We start from the raw sequence: 15,658 nt of genomic DNA, 5'->3' as shown, positions 1-15,658 counted from the left end.
TAATCATAAAGCCTTTGAAGTTAAATGCCTATGCTAAATTGGTCAAATATAGATACCGTTTTGTTAGATATGGATGGCACATTACTCGACCTCCATTTTGATAATCACTTTTTTCTCGACGTCGTGCCTAAGGCACACGCAAAACGTCAAGGCTTAACCCTTGAGGCTGCAAGGGCCGACATCCTCGCGCGTTATGACGCGGTAATGGGCCAGATAGAATGGTATTGCCTAGATTATTGGCAGGAGCAACTACAGCTCCCTATTATGGAGCTTAAACGTGAAGTACAACACTTGATCTCCATTCGAGAGGATGTACCTGCGTTTTTAGAGGCCTTAAGAGAGAGTGGAAAACAGCTTATCTTGTTGACCAACGCGCACCCAAACAGTCTAAGTTTGAAAATTGAGCGTACCCAATTCGATAAGTATCTCGACAAATTGGTTTCAACCCATGAATATGGCGTAAGTAAGGAAAGTCAAATGTTGTGGCAACAGGTAGAGCGTGATTTGGGCTTTGATAAGTCCCGCACTTTATTTGTGGACGATAGCATTAGCGTGTTAAATGCTGCGCAAGAGTTTGGCATTGGCCATTTGCTTGCCGTTGCTAATCCTGATAGTCGGCAACCAGAGCGAGAGATCACTGAATATCTCTCAGTCTCCGATTACCGTACCTTGCTACCTATTATAGATTAAGCTGGGTAGCGAGCTTTTAAGCCGTCGTACACGTGTGTTTTAAAGTCTGGGTGCGCTGTATCTAGACTTTTCACCACTTCGACTAAGTGTTCGTTATCTTCTTGGCCATTCCATACCTTGATGTAAGAGCCATCTTTATAGCCATGATCTTGGCGGAAGAAGTTAAGCGTGTTTTTACCGACATATCCACGGTATAGGTCATCAATAGACATCCCGATTTGCTGCATACAACCCGCAAACGCATGGGCATCAAACTCACGTTTGGTCACAGCCGCGCTTGCAAGTAATTCAAGGGTTTCCTTGAAGTCTTCTGCGGTAGTTGGCTTTGCCAATTCAGCCTCTAATTGAATCGCTAGTTGCTCAAATGACGTTTCGCCATCGATACGTAAAGACAAGCCAAAATGAAAAATATCCACTAGCTCTAAAATCACTTGCTCAGTATCTGGCGTTTGCTTTTTCCACCATTTCCAGCCGTAGTGATCTAGCATTTCTGCACACTCAACCCAAATTGCGCGGTACCATTCAAACCCTTGTTCAAACCATTGTTGGTGTACTTTGGTGTTCATGGCATGTTGCATTTCTAGCATAACCACAAGCTTAGTGATGTTTGCAGACATTGTGCTCTCTCTTCATGGAAATCAATTACGAGCGATATCATACCGAAGTGAAAGATTTTCGCCAGCGCTTAGGTCTTCTGAGTCGATATCAACTTGAAACCCTAGGAACTTTTTATGCGTCATTTTATTTTATCGCTCGCTTTGGCTTGTTCAGCCTTTGTCAGCGCAGCTGAAATCACTAATATCGCCGCAGCACCTGAACAAGTAAGTCCACTCCTTCCAGGCATTGATGCCCCTGCATTACAACTCAAAGATAAGTCAGGTAAAACTGTCGACCTCGCGACACGCTATAAAGAAAATATCACCGTACTGGTGGTTTATCGTGGTGGCTGGTGTCCATACTGTTCAAGACAGCTCGCGGGGATCCAAGAAATTGAACCACAGCTTGTTAAAATGGGGGCACAAATTATTGCTATCGCACCAGACTCACCTGAGGCGCTGGCAAAAAGTACAATTGAATCCCCTCACTACCAACTGTTGTCTGATAGCGAAATGCGTATGAGCCAAGCGTTAGGTCTCGCCTATTTCCTAGATGATAAAACAGCCCTTGCTTATCGCAACAAGTTGGGCGTAAATTTTGTTGATTTTGAGGGGAACGATAAAGTTGCCTTGCCGGTGCCGGCGGTATTTGTAGTCGATAAGAAGGGCTTGATCCAATTTCAATACGCAAACCCAAATTACAAAGTGAGATTGGATGAAAGCGTGCTACTAGCTGCGGTCAAAGCAGCTAGTCAACTATAGGAAAAGCACATAAAAAATGGAGTCCGAAGACTCCATTTTTTAGCGGTTTTCTAGCCGGTTATAGTCAAATAAACCATATTCAACGCCACGTGTTTGTTTGGCAATATCGTGAATTAAATCACTGTAACGCCAAAACTCTGGGTGAGTCCTGCGGATCCCATATTGCGCTCGTAGCGCTCGGTAATCAGACTCACTATTCATTTGACTAAATGATGAGACGAAGTCCTCTTGTGCTGCCTCGCTTTCTAAATACCAAATTGCCTCTGGGTAATCTCCGATAAAGCCTGGCACAATCGTCGCCGTGTCTTCTGTATACGCTCTTTGCCCTTCTTCATTTAACAAACTGGAGATGTTGTAGTGGGCATTATGGTGTAATAGCGAGAACGCTTGATGTGAACCGTCACTTTGCTTAGTAATAATAAACGAGACCTGAGGAAGCAAATTAATCGCCCTAACGGACATGCTATTGAGTGCCTGCAGTGGCTTGCCGACGGCTTGATAGTCATAATCCCTATTTAGAATCGGCTTAAGCACAGCATGTAGTTTGTCATACAACTCTTGCTTTGGATCGTCCGTTTCGTATTTTATCCCCGTTGGCGCACCGATTAGTGATTTACGATTGATAAACTCACTTAAGCTCAAGTGTGACTTACGATACCAATAGCGTTTAATTTCCTGTCGATGACTAAGTGGCAGTAAATTTAAAAAGTTTTGCTCACCTTCAAGCCTCAAAAAGTCCATATATAAGCGTGTGATCAACTGATGACCAATGTTGCCATACACGTCAAAACCTGCCACCAGCAAGTAGTGAATGCGCTCGAACAAGGCATAGTCTAATACCCAAGCTGTTTTGGGAGGCTGGCCGATAAAACCTTTAACCACCGTTGCGCTATCAAAATGACGGAAGATAGTTAATGCTGCATTCGGGTTTTCCCCCTCTCCACGCCAAATCAAGTCCATATTGAGACGCTGCCCATCGGCAAACATCTTATCTGCAAGCTCTGTTTTGGCACGTAAGTAATCCTGCTGCTTAGTGGCGTATTTCGCCCAACTGGAAAGCGGTAACGCATTACTTTGCTCAGCCGCAGGTAGCACCAAATCTTCATCATGTTTAAGCAGCAGCTGGTTCACCGCTTCATTGCTATTTTTTTCAGGATCAACAAACGCCACCCAAAAATGGTCGTTAATGACGTTAAGCGCTATTTGACCTCGACATACAGGGCCTTTGATAAAGCCTTTTACAATTAACTCGGCCTCATCCAGCATAAATTGATAACGAGAATTGACCGGAATATCTTTGAATACCTTAAATGGGTTTGCTGCAAGCTCTGGCTCATAACCTGGCAGTTCATCCACGTGATAATCCGCTGCATAAAATTGCTGATGTAACCGTGATAGCTTAGCGTCGTTCAATGCCAGTGGCATGTGAGTTTTTGACAAAATGGTACTGCGCACTTGCATCAATCGATAATACACTCTATCGATCTTAGGATCGTCAAACGGACGCACCGAACTCACCAGTGCGATTGGCTGGCCCGGCGGCGTGCTTGAGCGTACCAATTGAAAAAACGCGGGGTCATCCAGATGAGGGAAGTGGATATGGGCTAAATACCAATGCTCAAAAATATAACGCGCGGCAAGGCGGTGTTTATTGGAGTCCTGATTAAAAAATTGTTCCCACTTTTTCACTTCTTTTTGTGCTGCAACACTTGGCTTTGCAATCTGGCTCATTTTACTGCCACTTTGCAGCCATGCTTCCAAGGTTTTGAATTCATCATGCGTGAGCGCTGGTAAGCCGTAGGGCATCCCCGCATGAGGCTGTTGTTTCGCAAGGGTAGAAAATTCATCCATGGTTGGGCAAGACTGCGTTCGATCTAAAGAGAAATCAAACTCTTTACCCAAAATACCTTGCTCAGGAAAACGATGAGACATTTTTAACAGCAAGCTATTGTAAAGCACACTTCCAGCTAGGTTGCTGTATTCAGATTGATTGCGCTCATTCAGCACTGGGGTAAAACCACGCTCGCGCCACTGTGTCGTGGTTTGGGCGTCGAATAACAGCCGGGTTGGTGTTTGTGCTAACAACCGCGTGCCGTCATACACTAACTCCTTTGACAATCCCCTATCGATTCCTTCTGGAGATGACAGTTTAAGCTGACAAGGTGCGTCATAACAACCATGGCAAACCACACAACGCGACTCCAAAATGGGCTTCACGCTTTGTAAGTAACGTGCACCGCCTTGGTGATATTGTTCGATTCGTGCTTGGGGTTGCTCTGGTCCAAACATATCATCATATTTAGACACACCCAAAGCCACACAGCCAGAAAGCACGGCGACAACCACCGCACAAAACAGTGCACGTTTAGACATTTACTCGCCCTCGTCGTCATCCAGCCCAAGATCAAAAGTCGGCATCATTTCTACTGGAGGCGAGACAAATAATGCATCGCTACTGGTGCTCAGCACAGCACTGAGAATAGGCCCGCGATTAATGAGCAATTGCAACTGATGTTCCGCACCTATCAACTCAGTCACTGTCGTACTAATGTTGTTGAGCGCATAGTCATCAATATGCAAGCTAATATTCTCATCTTCTTTTGGGTTTTGGCACAAATGAGCAAGGAGGTTCTCACTCAACATCACTGATACTTCAGCATCTGGAGAGTCGATATCCCGATTCTCGATGTTATCGTCTAACAAAAAAAGCGGCAGTGATAATGGGGTATCTTGTTGTAATTCCATCAAAGGTTACCATCTGAGTATTTGCTTTATATTAGCACAGTTAGATGGCTGATGGCTGAAAAGGGGGCGACGATGCGCCCTGCTTGATTACCAAGGGAGCGTGTCTCCATTGGAGTGCCAAAAACCACCACTGTTTTCGATAGTTAGGTGTTCAATTCTCTTAATTAAACGTTCCGCGGCAACATCTGGACCAATATCACCTGCAAATCCCACCATCTGCGTTTGTACAAAGCCAGGATGGAATAGTCCAACAGCGATATCTTGGTTTTTCAGCTCGTGAGCCATACTCACACTCGCCGCGTTTAATGCTGCTTTCGACATTCTATAACCAATGTAACCACCAGAACCATTATCTGCAATCGAACCCATACGACTTGTGATCATGGCAACTTTACTACCGGCTTTGAGGTTATCGAGCAGTGCATGAGTGACTCGAATTGGTCCTAGCGCATTAACGTTAAATTGGTGGTCGATATTTTCAAAATCCATTTCCGCTAGCGTTTCATTGTGAAATACTCCAGCGTTATTAATAAGAATGTCTATTTTCTCCGAGCCCAATGCCGCCAATAGCTTTTTCGCGCCATTTTCCGTCGCAACATCTATATCTTCAATGATATCCACGCCTAGAGATTCTAGTTCTGCCGATGCTTTGCGAACAACCGCAGTTACTTTGCAGCCTAGAGATAAGTATTGTTTACAAAACTCTAATCCAATCCCACGATTAGCACCGGTCACCAAAACATGTAGTGTCATATCCTTCTCCTCACGATTTTTATGCTCAAACTATTACAATTGGTATGAGTTTACTAAACTCAAGGTCAATCCTGACTGAATTCATTTTTATGATGTACTTTTTCACTTTCTGACAACTTTGCTACAGTTATAACTCTGACAACCGTAAGGATATGTTGTGAAACTCGCACTTAGCACCCTCTTGCTTTTCTTTATCCACAAGGCGACGTTCGCCTACCAAATCAATGTCAGTGAGCTGGTCGCTTATCAGCTTGGCCAACAGCAAATCGCACAACTCATGCAAAAAATATACGCACCTTTGGACATCACGCCCACACTTGTCGTGTTACCCAGTGAGCGCGGATTAGAATATGTAGATCAAGGGTTTTATGATGCGGAGGCAGGACGCACTAGCGCTATTGCAAATGCCTATCCTAACTTACTGCAAATACCCGAACCACTTGCAACCGTGCGAATGGCGGTGTTTTGTCTCAAGAAGGAGCGTTGTACTTTGTCGACCCGGCAAGACTATGTGGTAATACAAGGCAGTTTAATAACGGAGCAAGTTTGTCAGCGTAAAAGGTTGACCTGTAACGCGGTCTCTAACGATGTTTCTGCGTTTCAAGCACTTGAAAAAGGTCATGTAGAACAAATTTTAGCTGATGACTTATTTGCGCTTGGTGCGCTATGTCAGTCAGGACTCGCCGCAGTTTATGTGCGTAGGCTACGAGATGCGAGTTATCCTATTTATCACTATATCAATCGTAAACACCAAGACCTACTGCCGAAATTAACAGCGTCTATCAAGCAGCTAAATAGTAGTGGAGAGCGCGATACTATTCTAAACCGGCTCTCTGAGAACTTTGCCACTTGCCATGGCAAAGTGATTGAATTAGAAATGCATTAAGTTGAAATATCATCCATGGCAGATTCTATGATAGAGAATACCGCCCCTTGAGGATCGGTTATCACGCTGAAGCGACCTACATCTGGTATATCTGTCGGCGGTACACAAATTTCTCCGCCAAGCTTTTGGGCATATTCAGCTTTACTATCGCAGTCCAATACCGCAATGTAAACCATCCAGTGCGGAGGAATGTCTTCACCCCATTCAGCCGTCATTTCTAACATGCCAGCGACGGGTTGCTCATTTACTTTGAACAAGGTGTAGTCCATATTTCCCGTGTCTTTGACTTCGATTTGCCACCCAAATAATGCGGAATAAAAGTCACGACTTTTGGCGCTGTTTTTACTCACTAGCTCAAACCAATAAGGGGTATTCGCTTCAAGATGACGTTGCGTCCCAATATGGCCACCCTCTTGCCATAACGCAAACACCGCGCCACCTGGCTCCTTTAACATCACCATCCGCCCTGCCCCTGGGACATCATGAGGGCCTGCAAGCACTTCAGCACCGAGCTCGTTGGCTTTGTTTAGACATTCATCGACATTGTCTACCGCCACATAAGCAAGCCAGTGACTAGGCATGCCTCCTTGTTGTTGCTCAGCGGTCATCTGATACATCGCGGCGACATCATCGACTTCTTTTTGCAACATGGTGTAATAACAATCTTCACCAATGGGCTGGTCAAGAATTTGCCAATCAAATAGTTGGCTATAGAAAGGTTTTGCTGACTGCCAGTCGCTTGAACACAATTCAATCCAACAAAAATAACCGGGTCTAAATTCACTAATTATTGCCATGATAAGCACCAAACTCATTCAAGTGTATTGAATATAGCAGCAGTAGCCTAAAGCCGCCTGAGGCATTTACACAAATTTACAAGTGTGGGAGGTTTATTGTTGTGGAATTAAAAATTAACCTATAGAATCCCGTTCCGCCTTTGAAGACTAGGCGAAATAAAAACAACTATAGGATGTAAAATGTTTAAAACTACTCTAGCTGCAGCAATCGTCGTTGGCGCAATGACTGCCCCTCTAGCTGCACACGCTTCTGATTCTGTAAACCCTTGGCAAGAATGTGGTATCGGTGCAATCATCTTCCCAGATAATGGTGCAGCTGCTGCAATTTCGAATATCATTTGGGACCTTGGTACGACTGCTGTTTCTACAAAGATTTCATCTGTAGAATCTTGTGCTGGTCGTGAAGTAAAAACTGCAATGTTTATTCAGCAAACATTCCCTACACTGGAGCAAGAAATTGCGGAAGGCCAAGGTGAATACGTGTCTGCGATGTTAGCAGTACGTGGCTGTGACGCAGCAGCAACAGCTGACATTGTAACCGCTATCAGAAATGACTACGCAGCGCAGCCTGCAAATAACGCTGAAGCACTATACAACATCGTAGAAACTCGCGTTTCGACTAGCTATTCAGCTCAGTGTAACGCAAGCTAAATAGTATAGGTGAGCACACCTAATAGCGCTGTGCTCACTTTTTTGATGAAGATCGTTCTCAAATATTCAGCTTACAGCTTACTGTTTTATAGTACAGCCACATTAAGCTTTGATACCAACGAGCTGGCCCAAAACACAACGTGGCAAAAACTTCTCCATCTAAAGAAAGATGGCCACAGTTTAATAAAATCAGCTTCTTTTTTTCTATCTGATCACACCCAATTTTCACCAGCGAACGAACTTAATGCAACTATTGCAGCTTTTCAACGTGAGCCTAGTTCACAGTGCCAATTTCCGGCTCGAGCCAAGTGGCTAAGATCCCAAGGCGTTCCGTTGCCAAAAGCGCCAGCTTGCGTGGCTTTTGATGAATGGAAAAATGAAGGTGACTGGAATTCTATCAGCTTAGTGTTTGCCTCCGGATACATGAGCAACCCGGCCTCGCTGTATGGGCATATGTTACTTAAAATCGGCTCTCAATCAGCTCACAATATCCTGTTAGACCGGAGTGTCAATTATGGCGCAATCGTTCCAGAGGACGAAAATGGGTTAGTTTATATAGCTAGAGGGTTATTTGGCGGCTATCAGGCTGGCTTTTCAGATCAGCGATTTTTTCATCATCACCATAACTACAGTGCGGACGAGCTGCGTGACCTTTGGGAGTACAAATTAAATTTAACACCAGATGAAGTCGAATTTATTACAAAACACCTTTGGGAATTACTAAACGCTCAATTTGATTATTACTTTGCTGACGAAAATTGCGCATTTCATATCGCACAACTTATTGAACTTGTGCTTGATAAGCCATTAACGACTGACCTACCGCCTTGGGTGATCCCTGTCACTATTTTTGATAGATTGAATCAAGCTAAGCACCAAGATAATTCTTTAGTGTCAGCGATTCATTATATTCCTTCAACAAGCAGTGAGTTCTACAACTTATATGAGAAATTAAGTCCTGAGCTCAGATCGTTGGCAATCCATCTTTATCACCATCAAAAAGACTTCAATAATGAAAAGTATCAACAGCTTCCAACTGAGCAAAAAGTAATATTACTTGAAGTATTGATGAGCTTTGTACAGCTGCAACTTACCTTAGAAAGAGACGAGAAACGCAACAGCGAGTTTAAACGTGTATTGCTAAAAGAACGAATAAAGCTTCCAGCAGGCATCAGTAAGGCGAAATCCCTCTCGGCTATAACACCAAGTGACAAAGCACCACACTTGGCAACAAAACCGTCGAAAGTAAGCCTAGCCATTCAGTCACAGCCCGATTCAGAGTATACTGCGAGGTTTGGCTTTAGATTGACATATTTTGATTCGCTTTCTCCAGACACTGCTAGAGTTAAATTTTCAAACTTAGAAATGCTGGATGTAGAACTTGCGCTAGCTGATAACGACATAGATATTTACAAGTTTGACGTGCTGGATTTAGAGTCCTTTAATCCAAGCTATGCAAAAGGGTTTGATAACCAAAACTGGGCTTGGCGCCTACGCTTAGGCTATGAAAAGCAGCAGGCTTATTGTAATGATTGCGCTTTTGTTGGATTAAATACTGCTGCAGGCTACGCCCATCTGCTAAATGCTAGCAGCATCACATTTGCTCTCGCAACAATAGAAACTTTTTCTATAAATAACAATTACTATCTCAGCCCTGGTATTGAAGTTGGCTTACTTTCAAGGCTAAATAATTCTTTTGCATTCAGAACCTCTATCTCGAAAAACACTCATCACGCAGCACATGTCAAACTTGAGCTCGCAAACCGGCTTTCGCCTCAATCCGATGTAAGAATTGGTTGGGACTATGCAGAAACATCCCGACTTTCATTACAGTTCAATTATTATTGGGATTAGTGGCTCACTTCGGCTGCCCATACTTAGGTGAGCGCACGCCATAAAGCAAACCATTGCTTGAGTCCGCTGATAATAATCTCTGTGATGCTTTCTGTGAAACTTCAAATCCTTTATCTGAAGTGCTTTCAATCACCTGATTTAGTACCGCGCCAATCAATGCGCCAGCCAAACTGCTATCACGGTCATCTCTGTCTTCACTACTTGACGCTTTTGATTTACCACGCCAAATTACTTGGCCAGTTTTTAAATCAACCAACCTTGCCGATAGCGCTACGGTAGTGTCACTATCTAATACAACGTATGACGTACCATAATCTTGAATCTCTATGTATAAGGCGGCGTCCGCAGCAAAGATTTCATAGAGCTTGTCTATCGCAACATTGTGAACATCATGAGCCACAGTTAAGCCGTTATTTTTAAAAGTCTCATTAACCAAAGATACTGGAAAAACATAATAGCCAGAGTCGGCAAGTGGCTTCACTACTGTCGCCATGACCCCGTAAGGCGCAACAACTTCATTGGAATTATTGATAGGCGGTAACACCAGTATCGACTTAGGATCGCTTTGGATAAAGGCACTATAATCCTGTTTAGGTGCCGTCGCACAGCCATTCAATAAGGCAAAAGTCAAAAGCACCAAGCTCGCTTTAATCCATTTCATCTTATTCTCCCTGCGCATTTTTTAGTAAAAAGTCGATATATTGCCTGGACTCAGGATACAGTTGTTTTTCCTGTTTAAAATACGCAAACCCTTTGCCGTTATCCCCTTGCATCAAATGTAAGTAACCGAGATGCGCATACATGCCTGGTGCTGGACTGATCTGCTTTACTTCGGCGCGCGCTATGCTTGACTCTAACTGACTGATCTGCTGCTCAAGCGACTGCCCATCACCTCGAAAGAACTCATAGAGATTACGTTCGTAAGAACCGTAATAATATTGTGGTGTCGTACTCTGACAACCAGACAATATCAATAGTAAAGTCGCCACAAATATCATTTGCTTCATAATTTACCTGAGGTTTAGATTAGCTGTGGGGATTGTCTATAAAGGCTTCCAATCGCCTTTCTCGATGCCACTCACCAAGTTATTAACGGCCTCACGAATGGCTAAATCAAGTACCTTGCCGTTTAGCGTTGAGTCATACCCTGCAGTGCCACCAAAACCAACCACTTCGCGATTAGATAAGCTGTATTCTCCAGCACCTTGCACTGAGTAGACGACTTCTGAACTAGTCACATCAACGATATTCAGATTTACCTTAGCGTAAGCAATTTGCGATTTTCTTTTACCTAGGATGCCGAACAATTGTTTATCACCTACTTCTTTTCGACCAAACTCGGAAACGTCTCCCGTGATCACAAAGTTAGCGCCTTTAATACTTTGTTTTGCGCCCGCAAATCCAGCTTCTTGGGCAATCTCTGTCATGTTTTCTCTATCTAAAACAATAAAGCGATTACTCTGCTGTAAATGGGTGGTCAGAATAGTTTTAGCCTGAGAACCCAAGCGATCCGGTCCTGAACTAAACACACCATTGTGAAAAGCTGAACGGTTTTGCAATTTACCAACCGCTAACTGACTTTTTGGTCCATTGTATGTCTGATTATATGAGGCCACTTTAGGTGCTTCTACCGTTCTTGATGCTTCCGTTGCGCAGCCCGCGGTTAATCCGACAAACGTCAATGCAATTACTGTGGCAAGCGGTTTATTCATTATCATTCTCCTAAAGTCATATGCGCCAGTCTGTGACGCAGCGATTCGTTTTGTTAATAACAATGTAGATAAATTTAGCTGACTTTAGTGTTAATTTTTGTTTGGGAAAAATGCAATAACGCTACATCTAGATGGGATTTTAAAGATAGTGCAAAATAAAACCGAGTACAGCACCGGAAAAAGTAGTGCAGACGACTTAAGAAGCGACCATCAACAAACCTAAATTCATTTTTATAACAAATAGTTATGGATTTGTAAGTTTGTGATTTGCTTAGTACTGCACAAAGCACCAAGCAAGATTACTGTTAAAAAGCGCCATACACTTTCCAACAAATTAGCGTTGGCGCATCACGCCTTCTTGAATAGTCGACGCAACTAACTCACCTTGGCGGTTGAAAAATTGACCACGTACTAGGCCTCGGCCATTAGACGCGCTCGGACTATCAACGCTATATAAAATCCATTCATCCATTCTAAACGGACGATGGAACCACATCGCATGGTCTATTGTCGCGACTTGCATATTTGGCTGCATAAACGACAAACCATGTGGTTGTAGTGCAGTTGGTAGAAATTCAAAATCAGAGGCATAAGCCAGCAAATAGTTGTGGATCCTTCTGTCGTCCGGCATCTCACCATTGGCTTTAAACCAAACATTTCTCACCGGGTCCTGTTTTTTAGGTTTGAATGGATTTTGAAAGTTTACAGGGCGCATATCCAGCGGCATTTCTTGCGTAAATTTCGCTCGAAGTGATTCTGGAATGAGGTCCGCATGTTCTTGATAAAAGTGAAGTGATGACTTCAATGTTTCAGGCTCTGGCACATCCGGCATCAAAGATTGATGAGAAACGCCGGGTTCATCCCCTTGGAAAGAGGCAGTCATGTAAAATATCGGCTTACCATATTGAATGGCACTGATCCTACGAGTGCTAAAACTGCGACCATCACGAATGTTTTCGACATCGTAGACGATGGGCTTGCTTGCATCACCAGGACGCAAAAAGTAAGAGTGCAGCGAGTTAACAAAGCGCCCTTCTGGTAAGGTGTATTTTGCTGCGGACAACGCCTGCCCCATCACCTGACCTCCAAACACTTGAGGAAAACCAAGGTCTTGGCTTTGACCTCGATATATTCCTTGCTCAATTTCTTCAAGGCTGAGCAAATCCAACAGATTTTGTAACACTTGACTCATGTTGCACTCCGAACGTCTAGTAGAACTGGCGATAGTCGTTATAATGAGATAATACTTTTACCAAATCCAAGTAAGACTCGGACTGGTAGCAAACCAAGTACATTGCTCAAATGAGTATAATACATCATAACTCAAACTATTGGACTAACCCATATGGCTTATTGGCTGTTTAAAACAGAACCCGATGCATTTTCCATTGATGACTTAAAAAACGCGCCTGAGCAGCAAACTTTTTGGGAGGGAATTCGTAATTATCAGGCAAGAAACTTCCTGCGTGACGAGGTTAAGGTGGGTGACTCAGTGTTTATTTACCACTCAAGCTGTAAAGTCCCTGCGGTTGTCGGTATTGCCAAAGTGGTGAAAGCAGCAGAGCCAGATCCACATCAATTTGACTTAAGCAGTGATTATTATGATGCTAAATCAAGCACTGATAACCCTCGCTGGGTAGGTGTCACTCTAGCATATGAGCGGCACCTACGCCCGGTGACCCTGCAAGCGATAAAAGCCAACACTGCGCTCACCGAGCTGGCTCTAAAAAAAGGGGGGAGGTTATCCATCATGCCCATCATCGAACCTGAGTGGCAGGTTATTTTAGAGATGTCGGGGCAAAGCTAACGTTTTGCTTTGCCTTTTTGTCGCCCGTGCTTAGGCACTATGCTGATATATAGCAGCAAAGCGACCCAAGAAAACAGTAGCGTTCCTATCAGCCAGCCGTTTTTTTCATGCCCTTTGCTGCGCTTGCTTCCTGCAACCAAAGCGACAGGAAGTAAGTAAGCGCACACAACAGCAATCATCAAAAAGAGTTCTTCGAACATAGTGATGACCAGTCAACCTCTGATGCAAGCACTCGCTGTGGTGCAATATAGTGCAAAATATCTCCCCCTGTGATGTTGTAATCCAGAGGTGGGTTTAGATCCATATTTAGCGCATTTATATCGTGCGCAACACCGAGCAGCGTCGCATCATGATGCTGTTTAAAATAACCAAAAATATCACCAAAGGTTAAACAGCTTACCTCTGCAGGTAAGGCTAAGCTAAATTGCGTATCGCCGTGTAGCGTCGACAGCAATTCCTCTTGTACTCGGCTTGAGCCTGGGTCTTGCATGGCTCGCACTAAGATTTCCGCAGACATAGATGCTGAGCATTCAACATTTTTACAATGCTCTCTTAAAAGTAGTGCTTTGCTATCGTCCAAGAAGTGCGCGCTAATATGTGCTTCGGGTTTTACTACCCGACTAAGCTTTAGCGCGGTGGTAAATGTCTGGTTATCATCATCGCCATCAATGATGATTTTGTCAGCCCGCTCAATGTTAATCCGACTTAGCTGTTCGTCATCAGTAAAGCTGGTTAAACGCGCAAATGCGACTTCCGGATAACTCAACAGCGGATGCTCCATGGCCTCGGTGACGGCTAATACGATTTTTCTATCTTCGCGTTTATTGTCACCTAAAATGTAATCCACCATTTTTTTTGTTCTAACATCATGCCAACCAAAAATTACAATGTGGTTTTGCAAATGTGCAAAGTCTTTTTCCCCTGTCATGCCTCTTCTCACCCAATACGTCACAAATTGTCCAGCTTTTCCCAATAACACACCAAATAGCGCAAGGCCAAATGGGATCTGTATTATGGCAACGACTAAACGGCCAAAATCCGTTGTTGCACTAAAGTCTCCGTAGCCAACTGTTGAAGTCGTCACCACGTAGTAATAAAAGAACGTGCTCAGTGGTAATAACGCCGATTCATTGCTGAGCCATAATAACCCCCACGTCACCGACATATGAATGAGCGTTGCCATAAATAACAGTTGCCAGCTGGCCTTATCCACATGAGCCCGCATCAAAACAACTAAGCGCTTAAAAATTATAGGCATATTGCTTCCCTATCAAATACATACTGCTACCTTACTGCAGATTTTAGCCAAAAAACAACACGACATATCGACTTCTTTGATATAGTCTTAGAAAAGGTTACAAGAAGTAATGAGGGGTTAACATGGCTGGCGTATTGGCCTCAGTAAATCAACGCACACAACTGGTGGGTGAAAACCGCCTAGAGTTGCTATTGTTTCATCTTCATAGCCGCCACTTTTTTGCGCTCAACGTCTTCAAGGTAAAAGAAGTTGTTAAGCTCCCTCATCTTAACAAAATGCCCAATGCACACCCTAAAGTGTGTGGCGTAACCAACATCCGTGGCGAGTCTATTCCGGTTATCGATTTACGACAAGCGATATGCATGCCGCCATGCGACCGAGACAAAGACTGCAACTTAGTGATCACAGAGTACAACCGCTCAGTGCAGGCTTTCTTAGTTGGTAAAGTTGACCAAATCGTCAATACTACGTGGTCCGATATTATGCCAACCCCTAAGTCTGTTGGCCGCAATCACTACCTCACCGCACTGACCAAAATCAAACGTGACGGCGTTGAACACATCGTTGAAATTATCGATGTAGAAAAGGTACTTGCCGAAATCGTTGAATACAAAGTTGAGATCCCGCAAGACATTCTAGATAAAGATATCATCAACGAGTTTCATGGCCGTAAAATTCTACATGCCGATGACTCGCCGACTGCTCGTCGTCAAGTTGCCGATACCTTGGCACAATTGGGCATAGAAATCATCCCAGCGACTGACGGCCAAGAGGCGCTCAATGTGTTAAAACACTGGGCCGACGAAGGTATCGACGTACAAAAAGAGTTACTTGCGGTGATCACCGATGCAGAAATGCCGGTTATGGATGGTTATCGACTCACCTATGAAATTCGCAATGACAGTCGCCTGAAAGACCTTTATGTCATTCTCAATACCTCACTCAGTGGCAGCTTTAATCATGCCATGGTCGAAAAAGTGGGTTGTAATGCGTTTCTATCAAAATTCCAGCCCGATTTATTGGTTACAGAGGTACAAAATCGGTTGAAGGACGTTTTGCAAAAATAAATATAAACACTGTATAAAAAACCAGTTTATGTTTCTTTATAAATCATAACGTTACCTTTACTCGGTTAGGTTTGCTTTGC

Annotated in this window: 18 protein-coding genes; 7 read left to right on the top strand and 11 right to left on the bottom strand. The window is 43.7% G+C overall.

Annotation, left to right across the window (positions count from 1 at the left end; genetic code table 11):
* The first annotated feature begins 30 nt into the window (after positions 1 to 30).
* Complete coding sequence (gene yrfG / locus GSF13_RS06120) at positions 31 to 690, top strand: GMP/IMP nucleotidase (protein ID WP_045989426.1); 660 nt, start codon at positions 31 to 33, stop codon at positions 688 to 690.
* Here yrfG and GSF13_RS06115 read toward each other — a convergent pair.
* Positions 687 to 1,307, bottom strand: coding sequence for a dUTP diphosphatase (locus tag GSF13_RS06115; RefSeq protein WP_174170923.1), 621 nt, complete (start codon positions 1,305 to 1,307; stop codon positions 687 to 689). The genes yrfG and GSF13_RS06115 overlap by 4 nt on opposite strands.
* A 114-nt stretch (positions 1,308 to 1,421) precedes the next feature.
* Here GSF13_RS06115 and GSF13_RS06110 point away from each other — a divergent pair, with 114 nt between their 5' ends.
* Positions 1,422 to 2,048: a peroxiredoxin-like family protein gene (locus GSF13_RS06110; RefSeq protein ID WP_130163319.1), complete on the top strand. Its 627-nt coding sequence runs from the start codon at positions 1,422 to 1,424 to the stop codon at positions 2,046 to 2,048.
* A 39-nt stretch (positions 2,049 to 2,087) separates the two neighbouring features.
* On the opposite strand, the gene GSF13_RS06105 is transcribed toward GSF13_RS06110, so the two are convergent.
* The 3 genes from GSF13_RS06105 to GSF13_RS06095 form a co-directional block, all read right to left on the bottom strand.
* Positions 2,088 to 4,421, bottom strand: coding sequence for a fatty acid cis/trans isomerase (locus GSF13_RS06105; protein ID WP_211867519.1), 2,334 nt, complete (start codon positions 4,419 to 4,421; stop codon positions 2,088 to 2,090).
* Positions 4,422 to 4,793, bottom strand: a complete 372-nt coding sequence (locus GSF13_RS06100) for a hypothetical protein (protein WP_010374501.1) — start codon at positions 4,791 to 4,793, stop codon at positions 4,422 to 4,424.
* A gap of 87 nt (positions 4,794 to 4,880) precedes the next feature.
* Complete coding sequence (locus GSF13_RS06095; RefSeq protein WP_010607904.1) at positions 4,881 to 5,546, bottom strand: SDR family oxidoreductase; 666 nt, start codon at positions 5,544 to 5,546, stop codon at positions 4,881 to 4,883.
* Between the two features lie 157 nt (positions 5,547 to 5,703).
* Here GSF13_RS06095 and GSF13_RS06090 point away from each other — a divergent pair, with 157 nt between their 5' ends.
* Complete coding sequence (locus GSF13_RS06090; RefSeq protein ID WP_174170925.1) at positions 5,704 to 6,432, top strand: transporter substrate-binding domain-containing protein; 729 nt, start codon at positions 5,704 to 5,706, stop codon at positions 6,430 to 6,432.
* Here the strand turns inward: GSF13_RS06090 and GSF13_RS06085 are convergent.
* A complete protein-coding gene (locus GSF13_RS06085; protein ID WP_211867517.1) occupies positions 6,429 to 7,229 on the bottom strand; it encodes a VOC family protein in 801 nt (266 codons plus the stop codon). The two genes, GSF13_RS06090 and GSF13_RS06085, sit on opposite strands and share 4 nt — an antisense overlap.
* A gap of 180 nt (positions 7,230 to 7,409) precedes the next feature.
* On the opposite strand from GSF13_RS06085, the gene GSF13_RS06080 reads away from it, so the two are divergent.
* Positions 7,410 to 7,880, top strand: coding sequence for a DUF3015 family protein (locus GSF13_RS06080; protein ID WP_069023445.1), 471 nt, complete (start codon positions 7,410 to 7,412; stop codon positions 7,878 to 7,880).
* Between the two features lie 45 nt (positions 7,881 to 7,925).
* Complete coding sequence (locus GSF13_RS06075; RefSeq protein ID WP_211868951.1) at positions 7,926 to 9,734, top strand: DUF4105 domain-containing protein; 1,809 nt, start codon at positions 7,926 to 7,928, stop codon at positions 9,732 to 9,734.
* Between the two features lie 4 nt (positions 9,735 to 9,738).
* On the opposite strand, the gene GSF13_RS06070 is transcribed toward GSF13_RS06075, so the two are convergent.
* The 4 genes from GSF13_RS06070 to tesB form a co-directional block, all read right to left on the bottom strand.
* Positions 9,739 to 10,395: a DUF799 domain-containing protein gene (locus GSF13_RS06070; protein ID WP_010607898.1), complete on the bottom strand. Its 657-nt coding sequence runs from the start codon at positions 10,393 to 10,395 to the stop codon at positions 9,739 to 9,741.
* 1 nt (position 10,396) lies between these two features.
* A complete protein-coding gene (locus GSF13_RS06065) occupies positions 10,397 to 10,741 on the bottom strand; it encodes a DUF4810 domain-containing protein (RefSeq protein ID WP_211867515.1) in 345 nt (114 codons plus the stop codon).
* A 36-nt stretch (positions 10,742 to 10,777) separates the two neighbouring features.
* Positions 10,778 to 11,446 carry a CsgG/HfaB family protein gene (locus GSF13_RS06060; protein WP_211867513.1) on the bottom strand — a complete coding sequence of 223 codons (669 nt, stop codon included), beginning with the start codon at positions 11,444 to 11,446 and terminating at the stop codon, positions 10,778 to 10,780.
* A gap of 334 nt (positions 11,447 to 11,780) precedes the next feature.
* Entirely contained in the window at positions 11,781 to 12,638 is an 858-nt protein-coding gene (tesB, locus tag GSF13_RS06055) for an acyl-CoA thioesterase II (protein WP_045989393.1), read from the bottom strand.
* A gap of 153 nt (positions 12,639 to 12,791) precedes the next feature.
* On the opposite strand from tesB, the gene GSF13_RS06050 reads away from it, so the two are divergent.
* Complete coding sequence (locus tag GSF13_RS06050; RefSeq protein ID WP_102055875.1) at positions 12,792 to 13,253, top strand: EVE domain-containing protein; 462 nt, start codon at positions 12,792 to 12,794, stop codon at positions 13,251 to 13,253.
* Here the strand turns inward: GSF13_RS06050 and GSF13_RS06045 are convergent.
* Positions 13,250 to 13,432 carry a hypothetical protein gene (locus tag GSF13_RS06045; protein WP_010374482.1) on the bottom strand — a complete coding sequence of 61 codons (183 nt, stop codon included), beginning with the start codon at positions 13,430 to 13,432 and terminating at the stop codon, positions 13,250 to 13,252. The genes GSF13_RS06050 and GSF13_RS06045 overlap by 4 nt on opposite strands.
* The gene (locus tag GSF13_RS06040) at positions 13,432 to 14,511 is read right to left on the bottom strand and encodes a potassium channel family protein (protein ID WP_010607893.1); all 1,080 of its coding nucleotides are present in this window, start codon (positions 14,509 to 14,511) and stop codon (positions 13,432 to 13,434) included. The genes GSF13_RS06045 and GSF13_RS06040 overlap by 1 nt, the downstream gene beginning before the upstream one ends.
* A 122-nt stretch (positions 14,512 to 14,633) precedes the next feature.
* On the opposite strand from GSF13_RS06040, the gene GSF13_RS06035 reads away from it, so the two are divergent.
* Positions 14,634 to 15,578: a chemotaxis protein CheV gene (locus tag GSF13_RS06035; RefSeq protein WP_010607892.1), complete on the top strand. Its 945-nt coding sequence runs from the start codon at positions 14,634 to 14,636 to the stop codon at positions 15,576 to 15,578.
* Positions 15,579 to 15,658 lie beyond the last annotated feature (80 nt).

It is taken from the genome of Pseudoalteromonas sp. M8, assembly GCF_018141365.1.
Taxonomy (GTDB): domain Bacteria; phylum Pseudomonadota; class Gammaproteobacteria; order Enterobacterales; family Alteromonadaceae; genus Pseudoalteromonas.
This window is presented reverse-complemented; position numbering and strand designations above follow the sequence as displayed.